The organism is Streptomyces pilosus (genome assembly GCF_014649835.1).
In the GTDB taxonomy this organism is placed as follows: Bacteria; Actinomycetota; Actinomycetes; order Streptomycetales; family Streptomycetaceae; genus Streptomyces; species Streptomyces pilosus.
Map to the genome: position 1 here is coordinate 460,669 of NZ_BMTU01000003.1, position 14,023 is coordinate 474,691.

The window sequence follows — 14,023 nt, forward strand, 5'->3', positions numbered from 1 at the left end:
ATGAGCACCAAGGACTTCATCGAGAAGGACTTCTACAAGGTCCTCGGCGTCCCCAAGGACGCCACCGAGGCCGAGATCAAGAAGGCGTACCGGAAACTCGCCCGCGAGTTCCACCCGGACGCCAACAAGGGCAACACCAAGGCGGAGGAGCGGTTCAAGGAGATCTCCGAGGCGAACGACGTCCTCGGCGACCCCAAGAAGCGCAAGGAGTACGACGAGGCGCGCGCGCTCTTCGGCAACGGCGGATTCCGTCCGGGCCCGGGCGCCGCGGGCGGCGGCTCCTTCAACTTCGACCTGGGTGACCTCTTCGGGGGTCAGGGTGCCGGCGGCCAGGCGGGCGGCGGCTTCGGCGGCGGCCTGGGTGACGTCTTCGGGGGCCTGTTCAACCGCGGCGGCACGGGCACCACGCGTACCCAGCCGCGCCGCGGCCAGGACATCGAGTCCGAGGTGACGCTGAGCTTCACCGAGGCGATCGAGGGTGCGACGGTCCCGCTGCGGATGTCGTCGCAGGCGGCCTGCAAGGCCTGCTCGGGCACCGGCGACAAGAACGGCACACCGCGCGTGTGCCCGACCTGCGTCGGCACCGGGCAGGTGGCGCGGGGCTCCGGCGGCGGCTTCTCGCTCACCGACCCGTGCCCCGACTGCAAGGGCCGCGGGCTGATCGCGGAGGAGCCCTGCGACATCTGCAAGGGCAGCGGCCGGGCCAAGTCCTCGCGGACGATGCAGGTGCGCATCCCCGCGGGGGTCAGCGACGGCCAGCGGATCAGACTGCGCGGCAAGGGGGCCCCGGGCGAGCGCGGCGGACCGGCGGGCGACCTGTACGTCGTCGTGCACGTCGGCGTGCACCCGGTGTTCGGCCGCAAGGACGACAACCTCACCGTCACCGTCCCGGTGACGTATCCGGAGGCGGCCCTCGGCGGGGAGGTGCGGGTGCCCACGCTCGGCGGCCCGCCCGTCACGCTGAAGCTGCCGCCGGGCACGCCCAACGGCCGCACCATGCGGGCGCGGGGCAAGGGCGCGGTCCGCAAGGACGGCACCCGCGGGGATCTGCTGGTCACCGTCGAGGTGAGTGTTCCCAAGGACCTGTCGGGGAAGGCTCGTGACGCGCTCGAGGCGTATCGCGAGGCGACCGCGGACGAGGATCCGCGGGCGGAGCTGTTCCAGGCCGCGAAGGGAGCTTGATTTCAGATGGACGGCCGTCGACGCAATCCGTATGAACTGACCCAGGACACCCCGGTCTACGTCATTTCGGTGGCGGCCCAGCTCTCCGGCCTGCACCCGCAGACGCTGCGCCAGTACGACCGGCTGGGCCTCGTGTCGCCGGACCGTACGGCGGGCCGGGGCCGGCGCTACTCGGCGCGCGACATCGAACTGCTCCGTCAGGTGCAGCAGTTGTCGCAGACCGAGGGCATCAACCTGGCCGGAATCAAGCGCATCATCGAGCTGGAGAACCAGGTCGCGGCCCTCCAGGCCCGGGTGGCCGAGATGGAGGACGCGCTCGACGGCGCGGCGGCGGCGATGCGGCAGCGCGAGGCCGCGGTGCACGCCTCCTACCGCCGTGATCTGGTGCCGTACCAGGAGGTGCAGCAGACCAGCGCGCTGGTGGTGTGGCGGCCCAAGCGGCAGCAGTCCGACTGACGTCGCAGGTCAAGTGGGGCAAGGGGTCCGCGGGTTCATGAACCCGCGGACCCCTTGCCTTATGCGCGAACACATTTGTGATTATGGTATGGCTGCGTGTCCCGATGATCCCTGCCGGGTGTCCGCAGGTCTTCCACGAGTTCAGCGCACTGTGTCGTGTCCATCTCGTTAAGTGGTTGACCTTGACTCCGGCGGGGGCTGAAGCGTTGGCTTTTCAGTCACATGGGCCACAAAGCTGTGCCCACGTCCAAAACGCACCTGAAGTGAGCCCTCGCATGCGTCGTATCGCCATATCCGTGGCCGTCACCTCGATGTCCGTCATGCTCGCCGGCTGCGGCATGCTCGACGCGACGGGCAGCAGCGACGACGCGAGCCCGGCCAAGGGGGACGACGTCACCGTCGGCCTGCTCCTGCCGGAGAAGGCGAACGCCCGCTACGAGCAGTTCGACTACCCCATCTTCAAGTCGAAGGTGGAGTCCCTCACCAACAGCAAGGGCAAGGTCGAGTACGCCAACGCGGAGTCGAAGGCCGACAAGCAGGCGAGCCAGATGCAGCAGATGATCGACGACCAGGTCGACGTCATCGTGCTGGACGCGGTCGACTCGCAGGACATCGCGAGCAGCGTGCAGAAGGCCAAGGACGCCGGCATCCCGGTCATCGCCTACGACCGGCTGGCCGAGGGCCCGATCGACGCGTACATCTCCTTCGACAACGCCCTCGTCGGCGAGGTGCAGGGCCGGTCCCTGCTGGAGTCGCTCGGTGACGACATCAGCATCACCGACAAGATCGTGATGATGAACGGCTCGTCGACCGACCCCAACGCCAAGCAGTTCAAGGCGGGTGCGCTGTCCGAGCTCAAGGGCAAGGTGACCATCGCCAAGTCCTACGACACCAAGGACTGGGAGCCGGAGAACGCCCAGGCCAACATGGCCGAGGCGATCGAGGCCATCGGCGCGGAGAACATCGAGGCGGTCTACTCCGCCAACGACGGCATGGCGGGCGGCATCGTCAAGGCGCTGCGCGCCGCCGGGGTGACCGAGCTGCCCCCGATCACCGGCCAGGACGCCGACCTCTCCGCGGTGCAGCGGATCCTCGCCGGTGACCAGTACATGAGCGTCTACAAGTCCTACCCGGAAGAGGCCGAGAGCGCCGCGGAGATGGCCGTGGCGAAGGTGCAGGGCCGGGACATCCAGTTCGACGCGCTGACCCGCGACCGGGTGGACAGCCCCACCGACAAGGACATCCCGGCGCAGCTCGTCCCCGTGGTCGCCCTGACCAGGGACAACATCGAGGCCACCGTCGTCGCCGACGGCATCTACGAGGTGTCCGACATCTGCACGGCGGACTACAAGGCGGCCTGCGCGGCGCTCAAGCTGAAGTAGTCCCACACCCCCCGCTTTTCGGCCACCCGCCGGTCTCCCGACCGGCGGGTGGCCTTCGTCGTGGGGCGGCGGCCCGCCCCGTGCGGCCCGGTGGCCGACGTTGCGCGGCCGGGGCGGTCCGCGCATAGTTGCGCTGCGGAAGGGCGAGCGCCGCGAGGCGGACCGACACGACCGAGGGGCTGGGACCGGGGGTGGGACGGGCGATGGCCGGGCACGGGACGGACGGGCATCCACACGGTGCCGACCGGCTGTGCGAGGCCGGGGATCGCGTGTATTCCCGGGCCGTACGGCGCGGACGGCTGCCCCGCCGGGAAGCGGAACGGGTGCCCTGTCTGCTGGAACTGGCCCTGCTGCACCCGGACCCCGACGACATGGACTGGCTGGTGCCGACCGCCCCGCAGGAGGTCATGACCCGGCTGCTGCGCGGCATGTACGACGAGGTGAGCGCCAGCCAGCGCCGGGTCGGCTCGGCCGTGGAGGCCTTCGAGTGGTACGCGGGACTGGGCCGCCAGGTGCCCCCCTCGCCGGTCGCGGCGGAGGGCCCGGCGATCCGGGTGCTGGACGGGCTCGCCCGCATCCAGGCCGCCATGGACGAGGCGACCCAGGCGTGCACCACCGAGGTGCTCACCGTCCAGCCGGGCGGCATCCGCCGGGAGGCGGAACTCTCGGAGGGCCTGCACCGGGCGACGGCGCTGCGCGGCCGGGGCGTCCGCATGCGGGACCTGTACACGCACGTCGCCCGGCACGGGCACGGGCTGCTGTCCTACCTGGAGCTGATGGGCGACGCGGTGCAGGCGCGCACCCTGGACGAGGTGATCGAGCGGCTGATCCTCTTCGACCGCACGGTCGCCTTCATCCCCGCCAACGCCGAGCGCACCATGGCGCTGGAGCTGCGCCACCCGGCACTGGTGGAGTACCTGGGCACGGTCTTCGAGCGGCTGTGGCGGCTCGCCATCCCGCTGACCGCCCCGCTGCCCGACACCGGCATCGAGGGCATCTCGCACCGGGAGCAGTCCATCGCCGCGCTGCTGGCGGAGGGCCACCAGGACGCGGTGATCGCCGAACGCCTGGGCATCAGCGTGCGCACCTGCCGGGCCCACATCGCCCGCCTGTCGGAGACGCTGGGCGCGGCGAGCCGTACGCAGCTGGGGGTGCGGATCGCGCAGACGGGCCTGGACGGCTTCCGGGGGGCGGCGGTCACTCTGCCCGGTCGAGGATCCCCGAGCGGCCGATGAGGTACCCGAGCTGGGCGCGGCTGCCGCTGCCCAGGGTCGCGGCGAGCTTGGCGATGTGGACGCGGGCGGTGCGGATGTTCATGCCGAGGCGGTCCGCTATGACGGCGTCGGTGTGGCCCTCGACGAGGAAGCGGGCCACCGCCCGCTGACGGGCCGTGACGCCGCCCAGGGAGGGCGGCTGGACGGCTCTGGGGTGCATGGGGGTGGCCAGCCGCCAGAAGCGGTCGAAGACCTTCACCAGGTACGTGATGATGGTCGGCTGGCGGATCTCCAGTGCGACGCTGCGCTCCGCGCTCCCCTCACCGGGTATGAAGGCGACGGCCCCGTCGATGACGATGAGACGGCCGGCGATCTCGTCCAGGCTGCGTGCCTCGGCGTCACCCTCCAGGCGCTCCCAGCGGGCGACGACCAGCGGGATGTGGCGCTGCGTGTGCGGGTAGAGGACGCGGATCCGGCCGCCGCGGTCGAGGAACTTCTGGTCGCGCACCATCGCGTCGGCCTGGGCCGCCCGGGCGCCCGCGGAGCTGTGGTAGTTGCTGTGCGGCTGCATGCAGAGGAGTTCCTCCTTCCCCTCCGCCAGGGCCTCGGTGATGGCCCGGTTGATCCGTTCCGTGCCGCTGAGGACGCGGAGCGACGGGGTGAGCGTCTCCTCCGCGGGCAGCGCGCCGGCCCGCATCAGCGGCTGGAAGGCCGCCGCCAGCCTTTCCTCACGCCGGCGCTCCGCCGCGATGCGTTCGCCGGAGAGCCGCAGCAGCCGGTGCAGCGCGACCGCCGGGGGAACGGGCACCAGGCGCCCGGGATCGTCGAGGGAGGGCTGGAGCAGCCCGGCGTCGATCAGGCAGGGGACCCCGTGGGCCTCCTCGGCGGGCAGCGGACCCTCACGCAGCACCCGGGCGTACAGCTCGGCGCCCGCCTCGCACAGGTCCTCCGCGTCGTGCTCGTGCTCGTGCGCGGTCGCGGTCACGCCGGATGGCACCTCCTCGCCTTCACTGTTCCTGTTCCAGGATTCCCGACTGTGCGATCAGGTACCCCAGTTGGGCGCGGCTGCCGCTGCCGAGGGCGGAGGCCAGTTTGGCTATGTGGGCGCGGCACGTGCGGACGTTCATGCCGAGGCGGCGGGCGATGGCCTCGTCGACGTGGCCCTCCACGAGCAGCTTGGCGATGGAGTGCTGGATGTCCGTCAGGCCGTCCGAGGCCGGTTCGTAGGGGGCGCCGGCGTTCAGCGACACCGCGCGGGTCCACATGAACTCGAAGACCTTGATCAGGTAGCGGATGAGGCCGGGGTGGCGCAGCTCCAGGGCGACCTGCCGGTCGTCGCGGATGGGGATGAAGGCGACGGTCTCGTCGCAGATGATGAGCCGCTCCACCAGTTCGTCGATGGTGCGGTACTCCACCTTGGCGGTGTCGAACCTGGCCACGTAGGCCAGGGTCTCCGGGCTGTGGCGGGCGGTGTGCTGGTACAGGGTCCTGATGCGCACCCCCCGCTCGGTCATCTCGTGGTCGCGCTCCAGCCCCTGGGCCAGCGTGTGCTCCAGGCGGCGGCCGCCCGGCTGGACGGAGAGCATCTCGGACCGGCACTGGGAGGTGGCCAGGTCCAGGGCGGCGTTGATCCGGTCGAAGCCCTCCAGCACCGTCATCGAGTGGGTGCTCATCGTGGTCTGGGCGCTGAGCGTCATGAACGGCTCGAAGGCGTCGGCGAGCTCGATGGACATCCGCCGGCGTTCGGTGATCTCCCGTTCCAGGGGGTTGAGCCGCTGCGCCAGGGCCACCGCCGGGGCCACCGGCCGCAGCCAGGTGGGGTCGTCGGGATCGGGGTGCAGCAGGGCCAGTTCCATCAGGCAGGGAGCGGGATCCGCGTCGGCGCGCGGGATGCGGCCCGCCCGCAGTGCGTCGGCATAGAGACGGCCGCCGGCCTCACACAGTTCGGTCACCGCATGGGGATGCGTCTCATTAGTCCGATTCGTTGTCAAATCTCCACCCCCCAGGGTCCTGAACATGCAGGAACATGATGCACCGATTGTGTGGCCATGACGTGCCCGAATGAGCCATCGTCGTACTTGACGGGGGAAGGGTGACTTTCGAGTGAGGACGAAGCCGACTATGCGTAAGAGAGAGCTTCGCTCGGTACTTGTCGCCGCCTTCTCTGCCGTTATGGCCTTCGGGGTGCTGAGTGGCCTGGCCGGCACGAAGGGCGACGTACGGGCTGACAGCAGCTGGGGTCCGGTGGCGGTGTCCAAGTCCGTGCCCCCGGACAGCAGCTGGGGTCCGGTGGTGCCCCAGCTCGCGAACGACAGTTCGTGGGGCTGAGCCATGACCACACCACCCGACGACCGTTCCTTCCGCCGCGAGATGGCGACCGCCTACCGATCCGGCTGGCACTTCATCGACCTGGTCACCGCAATCCCCCACAGCGGTGACTCGTTGATGGTGACCGTGTTCGGCGAGCCGGTGGTGGTCACCCGCGACGAGGACGGAGACGTACGGGCGTACCGGTGCCTGCGACGGCCCAGGGGCGCGCCGAAGCCCGTGCGCTGTGCCATCCGGTACGGAATGATCTTTGTGAACCTGGACCAGCGAGACCACCGGCAGGTGGAGTCCGACTCCCCTGCCACGCGGACCATCTCGGCCACCCCCCGCAGTGCCTGACGCGATTCCCCCGTCGTAAAAGATCGCGCAGGTGCTTCCCCCCGCAGCGGCGTCACCGTGACCTGAACACGGTGACGCCGCTGCAGTTCTACGGGACATTTCCGGGTATCGGACGATTGCCCGACGGCCGGAAACGATCGCCCGGCGGCACCCGCCGCCCCACCCGTCTCACACGTGCCCCATCGCCCGCGTGAGCGAGATCTCGACGGCCACCCGGGCCGGATTCGGCGACGGCGTCCGCCCGTAGCGCTCCGCGTACCGGCGCACCGCCTCCTCCACGCGCTCCGGCTCCGTGCGGACCACCGCGAGCCCCTCCAGCGTCGCCCACCGCCTGCCGTCCACCTGGCAGACCGCGACGTGCGCGCCACCCTCCCCCGCCGCCGCCACGTGGCGCGCCTTCGCGCTCGACCCGCTGGTGATGACCCGAGCAAGTCGCGCCCCGGGGTCGTATGTCACCCCGACGGGTACCAGGTGCGGGGTGCCGTCCGGACGGAGGGTGGTGAGCGTGCACAGGTGCCTTTCGCGCCAGAAGCTGAGGTACGACGCGTCCGGATCGCCCGGATCCACCGAATACGTGAGGGCCATGACCCGGGAACTTAGCCCGGACCCACCCCGGACACCACCTTGAGTGGAATAGACTCAAGTTTGTGTACGCTGTACGAGTCAGCCACGAAGACAGCTGAGGGTCACCGAAGGGCCAAGAAGGAGAACGGACACGTGGACGCCGAGCTGACCAACCGGAGCCGGGACGCGATCAACGCCGCCGGGAACCGGGCCGTGACCGAGGGACACCCCGACCTCACCCCCGCCCACCTGCTGCTCGCCCTCCTCACCGGCCAGGAGAACGAGAACATCACGGACCTGCTCGCCGCGGTCGACGCCGACCAGGCCGCCGTACGCTCCGCCACCGAACGCGTCCTCGCCGGACTGCCGAGCGTCACCGGCTCCACCGTGGCACCGCCTCAGCCCAACCGGGAACTCCTCGCCGTCATCGCCGACGCCCAGTCCCGCGCCCGCGACCTCGGCGACGAGTACCTGTCCACCGAGCACCTCCTCATCGGCATCGCCGCCAAGGGCGGAGCCGCCGCGGACGTGCTCTCCAAGCAAGGCGCCACCGCCAGGAAGCTCCAGGACGCCTTCCAGAACACGAGGGGAGCCCGCAGGGTGACCACCGCCGACCCCGAGGGCCAGTACAAGGCCCTGGAGAAGTTCGGCACCGACCTCACCGCCGCCGCCCGCGAAGGCAGGCTGGACCCCGTCATCGGACGGGACCAGGAGATCCGCCGCGTCGTGCAGGTGCTGTCCCGCCGCACCAAGAACAACCCCGTCCTCATCGGCGAACCCGGCGTCGGCAAGACCGCCGTCGTCGAAGGCCTCGCCCAGCGCATCGTCAAGGGCGACGTCCCCGAATCCCTCAAGGACAAGCGACTCGTCGCCCTCGACCTCGGCGCCATGGTCGCCGGCGCCAAGTACCGCGGCGAATTCGAGGAACGCCTCAAGACCGTCCTCGCCGAGATCAAGGAATCCGACGGCCAGGTCGTCACCTTCATCGACGAACTCCACACCGTCGTCGGCGCCGGAGCCGGCGGCGACTCCGCCATGGACGCCGGCAACATGCTCAAGCCCATGCTCGCCCGCGGCGAACTCCGCATGGTCGGCGCCACCACCCTCGACGAATACCGCGAACGCATCGAGAAGGACCCCGCCCTGGAACGCCGCTTCCAGCAGGTCCTCGTCGCCGAACCCTCCGTCGAGGACTCCATCGCCATCCTCCGCGGACTCAAGGGCCGCTACGAGGCCCACCACAAGGTCCAGATCGCCGACAGCGCCCTCGTCGCCGCCGCCACCCTCTCCGACCGCTACATCACCTCCCGCTTCCTCCCCGACAAGGCCATCGACCTCGTCGACGAAGCCGCCTCCCGCCTCCGCATGGAGATCGACTCCTCACCCGTCGAGATCGACGAACTCCAGCGCGCCGTCGACCGGCTGCGCATGGAGGAACTCGCCATCGGCAAGGAGACCGACGCCGCCTCCCTCGAACGCCTGGAACGCCTGCGCCGCGACCTCGCCGACAAGGAGGAGGAACTGCGCGGCCTCACCGCCCGCTGGGAGAAGGAGAAGCAGTCCCTCAACCGCGTCGGCGAACTCAAGGAAAAGCTCGACGAACTCCGCGGCCAGGCCGAACGCGCCCAGCGCGACGGCGACTTCGACACCGCCTCCAAACTCCTCTACGGCGAGATCCCCGGCGTCGAACGCGACCTGGAGGCCGCCTCCGAGGCCGAGGAGGAGGTCTCCAGGGACACCATGGTCAAGGAGGAGGTCGGCGCCGACGACATCGCCGACGTCGTCGCCTCCTGGACCGGCATCCCCGCCGGCCGCCTCATGGAGGGCGAGACCCAGAAACTCCTCCGCATGGAGGACGAACTCGGCAAGCGCCTCATCGGCCAGACCGAGGCCGTGCGCGCCGTCTCCGACGCCGTACGCCGCTCCCGCGCCGGCATCGCCGACCCCGACCGCCCCACCGGATCCTTCCTCTTCCTCGGCCCCACCGGCGTCGGCAAGACCGAGCTGGCGAAGGCCCTCGCCGACTTCCTCTTCGACGACGAACGGGCCATGGTCCGCATCGACATGTCGGAGTACAGCGAGAAGCACTCCGTCGCCCGCCTCGTCGGCGCGCCCCCCGGCTACGTCGGCTACGAGGAGGGCGGCCAGCTCACCGAGGCCGTCCGCCGCCGCCCCTACAGCGTCGTCCTCCTCGACGAGGTCGAGAAGGCCCACCCCGAGGTCTTCGACATCCTCCTCCAGGTCCTCGACGACGGCCGCCTCACCGACGGCCAGGGTCGCACCGTCGACTTCCGCAACACCATCCTCGTCCTCACCTCCAACCTCGGCAGCCAGTACCTGGTCGACCCCCTGACCACCGAGACGGAGAAGAAGGAACAGGTCCTGGAGGTGGTCCGGTCCTCCTTCAAGCCCGAGTTCCTCAACCGCCTCGACGACCTGGTCGTCTTCTCCGCCCTCACCAAGCCCGAACTGGAACGCATCGCGAAGCTCCAGCTGGAGTCCCTCGCCCGCCGCCTCGCCGAACGCCGCCTCACCCTGGACGTCACATCCGAGGCACTGGCCTGGCTCGCCGAGGAGGGCCTCGACCCCGCCTACGGCGCCCGCCCGCTGCGCCGCCTCGTCCAGACCGCCATCGGCGACCGCCTCGCCAAGGAGATCCTCTCCGGCGAGATCAAGGACGGCGACACGGTCCGCGTCGACCGCTTCCAGGACGGCCTCCTGGTGGGCCCGGCGACGGAGAAGTCCCTCTGAGCCGCGAATTCCGCTTTTCGGGCCCAACGTCCCCCGCCGGACGTTGGGCCCGTCCCTCACCGGGTACTCCGGCATTGACCGGATCGAGTCAGCCCACGGCTGACAGGCCCGTCGGGGCTTGCCACCCCCCTCCCCGCATGGGGGAGGATGGCGGGATCCGTACGAAGGGAAATTCACGGTGACCATCGACCCGTCCTCGATTCCGAATTTCGGGGGCCAGCAGCCCGAGCCGCAGCCCCAAGGACCGGCGGGCCCCGTCGTCCCGGATCAGGACCTCGTGAAGCAGCTCCTCGACCAGATGGAGCTCAAGTACGTCGTCGACGACGAGGGTGACCTCGCGGCGCCGTGGGAGCAGTTCCGCACCTACTTCATGTTCCGCGGGGAGGGCGACCAGCAGATCTTCTCCGTCCGGACGTTCTACGACCGGCCGCACCAGATCGACGAGAAGCCCCAGCTGCTGGAGTCCGTCGACGACTGGAACCGTCGCACCCTGTGGCCCAAGGTGTACACCCACACCCACGACGACGGCACGGTCCGTCTCATCGGTGAGGCCCAGATGCTGATCGGCATGGGCGTCAGCCTGGAGCACTTCGTCTCCTCGACGGTCAGCTGGGTGCGGGCCGCGATCGAGTTCGACAAGTGGCTCGTCGAGCAGCTCGGCCTGGAGCAGGAGATCAACGAGGCCGACAGGCCCGGCGACGACGAGTAGACCGTCCCGGACGACGACGCTTCGGCGGGTACGGCGCGACATACGCGCCGCTCGCCTAGGAGAGCCTGGTGCGGGCAGCAAAAACGCTGCCCGCACCAGGCTCTTCGTTCTACCCCGGCCGGGTGTTCGCAGGGCCCGGCGCCGCCCTCTGGGTGCGGCTGCTGCGACGTCGTGGTGCCTGACACCCGTGTGACACCTGAGGCGGAGCGTTACCGTACGTGTCGATCACCGCGCTGTCGCGGTCGCACGTTCGCATACCGCCGTCAGCGTGCGGCGGGAGCGATCACCTCACGCCCGGGGCCGGCAAGGACAGGGTTTCGGCGCAGAATATCGCCGCCATTGTCGCGGGATATCCGGATTACGTCAGCAGGGAGACGCCGCGATGAGGAAAAGGGTCGCAGTGACCGCAGTGCTGGCGATGGTTCTCGCCGGCTGCGGGACCACGGGTTCCACGTCGTCGAACAAGGAGAGTCGATCCACCATGAACCTGCAAGAGGCGGCCGACCGGGCGGACGACATCCTGGACGAGACATTCGCAGCGATCAAGCCCCCGGTTCAGTGGACCCACAGGTACTCCATGCCCGGTGACTGCTAAGTGGACCGCGATCGTGCCGTCATGACCATCATCTCCGCGGAACGGCGGGGGAGTTTCCTCGGCGTACTGGAGCGTCACTGGACGAGCAAGGGTTACAAGCTCGTCACCACCAGTCCGAACGGGCTCGTGGCTCACTTCAGGACCCAGGACGGTTTCCAGCTCGAGGTCCTGATCGCGCCCAACGGTCAGGCCCATCTGAGTGTGACCACTCCGTGCGTGGACAAGTCCGAGGTCGCCCAGCCGACCAGCAAGCCGAACGGACCCGACTACGCGCGACAGGAACTGCCGGCGCCGGATGTGCGGTCGTCGTTCTGGTCGAGCGATGCGCCCCTCGGCTGAGCACAGCGGTGGCCGGGCTCACCCGTCTCGGCCGGAGCGCCGGCCCGCACACCGAGGTCGGTACGGGGACGTGTCCCGGGGTCACTCGTAGCGTGAGCGGAGTGATTCCCGTTCGGCTTCTTCGATCTGCTCGACGGTGAGGCCGGGCAGGTCGAGCTGGGCCAGTGTCACCTCGGCGCTGGTCGGCTGGGCGTCGGCGGGGAGCCACTGTTCCGGTTTCCAGGCGCCGGCGCGCATCAGTGACTTCGGGCAGTGCGGATACGCCTGCTCGACGTGCACGACGATCGCGGTGACCGGGGGTTTGCCGACTGGAGTGAGCCGGGTGAGCAGCTCCGGGCGGGCCGAGACACAGGCGCGGCCGTTGACGCGCAGCGTGGTCGGGCGGCCGGGGACGAGGAAGAGCAGTCCGACGCGTCCGGTCTCCAGCACGTTGTGCAGGGTGTCGAGCCGCTTGTTGCCGGTGGCGTCGGGGATCACCAGGGTCCGCTCGTCCAGCACGGTGACGAACCCGGGCGGGCCGCCGCGCGGCGTCACGTCCGCCCGGCCCCCGGCGTCCGCGCTGCCGATGAACACCAGTGAGGAGCAGCCGATCAGCGCGCGGGTCTCCTCGGTCAGGCGGTCCCTCTCCTTGCGGAGCGCGTGCGGGTTCGGCTGTGGATAGCGCTCGCGCAGCTGGTCCGGGCTGGTGAGGGCGTCCGCCTGGAGGGATGCGAAGAGCGAGCCGGCGGTCCCGGTGTCGATCATCATACGGACGACCCTAGAAGGCGACCGGGGTCGCGCGCGGGCCGACGGGTGAACTCGTCCCGCGCCACCGGGGCCGTCACCGGGTGGGTCACCGGCCTAGCGGGCGTTCTTCAGGCGGCGGGCTGCTTCCTCCAGGACCGGGCGTTTCTTGCAGAAGGCGAAGCGGACGAAGGGGGCGCCCATGTCCTGGTGGTCGTAGAAGACGGCCGTGGGGATGGCGACGACGCCGGCGCGTTCGGGGAGGGCGCGGCAGAAGGCGATGCCGTCGGTCTCGCCGAGGGGGCGGATGTCGGCGGTGATGAAGTAGGTGCCGGAGGGGCGGTAGACGGTGAGGCCGGCTTCCTCCAGGCCGGACGCGAGGACGTCGCGCTTGGCGCGCATGTCCGTGCGGAGGTCGGTGAAGTAGGACTCGGGCAGGGCGAGGGCCTCGGCGACGGCGTACTGGAAGGGGCCGGCGGAGACGTAGGTCAGGTACTGCTTGGCCGAGCGGACGGCCGTGACCAGGGGCGGGGCGGCGGTGATCCAGCCGACCTTCCAGCCGGTGAACGAGTAGGTCTTGCCGGCGCTGGAGATGGTGACCGTGCGGTCCCGCATGCCGGGGAAGGTCGCCAGCGGGACGTGCTCGGCGTCGTCGAAGACCAGGTGCTCGTACACCTCGTCGGTGACGACCAGGAGGTCCCGTTCCACGGCCAGCTCGGCGATCGACGCCAGCTCCTCGCGGGTGAGGACGGTGCCGGTCGGGTTGTGCGGGGTGTTGATCAGCAGCAGGCGGGTGCGGTCGGTGACGGCGTCGCGCAGCTCGTCGAGGTCGAGGCGGAAGCGGCCCTCGCGGGGGCGGAGCGTGACGGGGACACGGGTGCCGCCGGCCATGGCGATGCAGGCCGCGTAGGAGTCGTAGTACGGCTCGAGGGCGATCACCTCGTCGCCGGGTTCCACGAGGGCGAGCAGGGCGGCGGCGATGGCCTCGGTGGCGCCCGCGGTGACCAGGACCTCGGTGTCGGGGTCGTGGGACAGGCCGTAGCGGCGCTGCTGGTGGGCGGCGACGGCGGTGCGCAGCTCGGGGACGCCGGGGCCCGGCGGGTACTGGTTGCCGCGGCCGTCGCGCAGGGCCCGTACGGCGGCCTCCCTGACCTCCTCGGGGCCGTCGGTGTCGGGGAAGCCCTGGCCCAGGTTGATGGCTCCGGTCCGCAGGGCCAGGGCGGACATCTCGGCGAAGACCGTGGTCCCGAACTCGGCGAGCCGGCGGTTGAGGAGGGGGCGCGCGCTGGAGGTCATGGCGGCCATCCTGCGCCGAACCTCTGGAGTTCCTCAACTCTGCTTTGGGCCGCGTGGGCGGAGGGCATCTCCCGGTCACACACGTGAGCGGGGCGCCCACGGGGGGCTGCTTCGGGGGATCACGGGGGATTCGGGAGGAGGGTGG

General features: G+C 70.3%; 14 protein-coding genes. 9 read left to right on the forward strand and 5 right to left on the reverse strand.

Features of this window, described 5'->3' with window-relative positions; all coding sequences use genetic code 11:
- The 4 genes from dnaJ (at position 1) to IE118_RS10285 (ending at position 4,255) form a co-directional block, all read left to right on the forward strand.
- Positions 1-1,182, forward strand: a complete 1,182-nt coding sequence (gene dnaJ, locus IE118_RS10270) for a molecular chaperone DnaJ (RefSeq protein WP_189557447.1) — start codon at positions 1-3, stop codon at positions 1,180-1,182.
- A gap of 6 nt (positions 1,183-1,188) precedes the next feature.
- Positions 1,189-1,638: a heat shock protein transcriptional repressor HspR gene (locus IE118_RS10275; RefSeq protein ID WP_189557448.1), complete on the forward strand. Its 450-nt coding sequence runs from the start codon at positions 1,189-1,191 to the stop codon at positions 1,636-1,638.
- Positions 1,639-1,913: 275 nt separating this feature from the next.
- The gene (locus IE118_RS10280) at positions 1,914-3,020 is read left to right on the forward strand and encodes a sugar ABC transporter substrate-binding protein (RefSeq protein WP_189557449.1); all 1,107 of its coding nucleotides are present in this window, start codon (positions 1,914-1,916) and stop codon (positions 3,018-3,020) included.
- A gap of 203 nt (positions 3,021-3,223) precedes the next feature.
- Positions 3,224-4,255 carry a helix-turn-helix transcriptional regulator gene (locus tag IE118_RS10285; protein ID WP_189557450.1) on the forward strand — a complete coding sequence of 344 codons (1,032 nt, stop codon included), beginning with the start codon at positions 3,224-3,226 and terminating at the stop codon, positions 4,253-4,255.
- Here IE118_RS10285 and IE118_RS10290 read toward each other — a convergent pair.
- Positions 4,218-5,219 (reverse strand): LuxR C-terminal-related transcriptional regulator, encoded by a 1,002-nt coding sequence (locus IE118_RS10290; protein ID WP_189557451.1) that lies wholly within the window; start codon positions 5,217-5,219, stop codon positions 4,218-4,220. The two genes, IE118_RS10285 and IE118_RS10290, sit on opposite strands and share 38 nt — an antisense overlap.
- Positions 5,220-5,241: 22 nt before the next feature.
- On the reverse strand, positions 5,242-6,252 hold the full coding sequence (locus tag IE118_RS10295; RefSeq protein WP_229846745.1) for a helix-turn-helix domain-containing protein: 1,011 nt from the start codon (positions 6,250-6,252) through the stop codon (positions 5,242-5,244).
- A gap of 154 nt (positions 6,253-6,406) precedes the next feature.
- Between IE118_RS10295 and IE118_RS10300 the strand changes: the two genes are divergently transcribed.
- A complete protein-coding gene (locus IE118_RS10300; protein ID WP_229846746.1) occupies positions 6,407-6,562 on the forward strand; it encodes a hypothetical protein in 156 nt (51 codons plus the stop codon).
- 3 nt (positions 6,563-6,565) lie between these two features.
- Positions 6,566-6,901: a Rieske (2Fe-2S) protein gene (locus IE118_RS10305; RefSeq protein WP_189557454.1), complete on the forward strand. Its 336-nt coding sequence runs from the start codon at positions 6,566-6,568 to the stop codon at positions 6,899-6,901.
- Positions 6,902-7,069: 168 nt separating this feature from the next.
- Here IE118_RS10305 and IE118_RS10310 read toward each other — a convergent pair whose 3' ends face one another.
- Complete coding sequence (locus IE118_RS10310; RefSeq protein ID WP_189557455.1) at positions 7,070-7,486, reverse strand: pyridoxamine 5'-phosphate oxidase family protein; 417 nt, start codon at positions 7,484-7,486, stop codon at positions 7,070-7,072.
- Between the two features lie 132 nt (positions 7,487-7,618).
- Here IE118_RS10310 and clpB point away from each other — a divergent pair, with 132 nt between their 5' ends.
- From clpB to IE118_RS10325, 3 genes are all read left to right on the forward strand, one after another.
- Positions 7,619-10,216, forward strand: coding sequence for an ATP-dependent chaperone ClpB (gene clpB, locus IE118_RS10315; protein ID WP_189557456.1), 2,598 nt, complete (start codon positions 7,619-7,621; stop codon positions 10,214-10,216).
- A 178-nt stretch (positions 10,217-10,394) separates the two neighbouring features.
- Positions 10,395-10,925 (forward strand): YbjN domain-containing protein, encoded by a 531-nt coding sequence (locus IE118_RS10320; protein WP_189557457.1) that lies wholly within the window; start codon positions 10,395-10,397, stop codon positions 10,923-10,925.
- 616 nt (positions 10,926-11,541) lie between these two features.
- Complete coding sequence (locus tag IE118_RS10325) at positions 11,542-11,859, forward strand: hypothetical protein (RefSeq protein ID WP_229846747.1); 318 nt, start codon at positions 11,542-11,544, stop codon at positions 11,857-11,859.
- A gap of 81 nt (positions 11,860-11,940) precedes the next feature.
- On the opposite strand, the gene IE118_RS10330 is transcribed toward IE118_RS10325, so the two are convergent.
- Complete coding sequence (locus tag IE118_RS10330; protein ID WP_189557458.1) at positions 11,941-12,606, reverse strand: MSMEG_1061 family FMN-dependent PPOX-type flavoprotein; 666 nt, start codon at positions 12,604-12,606, stop codon at positions 11,941-11,943.
- A 93-nt stretch (positions 12,607-12,699) separates the two neighbouring features.
- The gene (locus IE118_RS10335; protein WP_189557459.1) at positions 12,700-13,887 is read right to left on the reverse strand and encodes a pyridoxal phosphate-dependent aminotransferase; all 1,188 of its coding nucleotides are present in this window, start codon (positions 13,885-13,887) and stop codon (positions 12,700-12,702) included.
- Positions 13,888-14,023 lie beyond the last annotated feature (136 nt).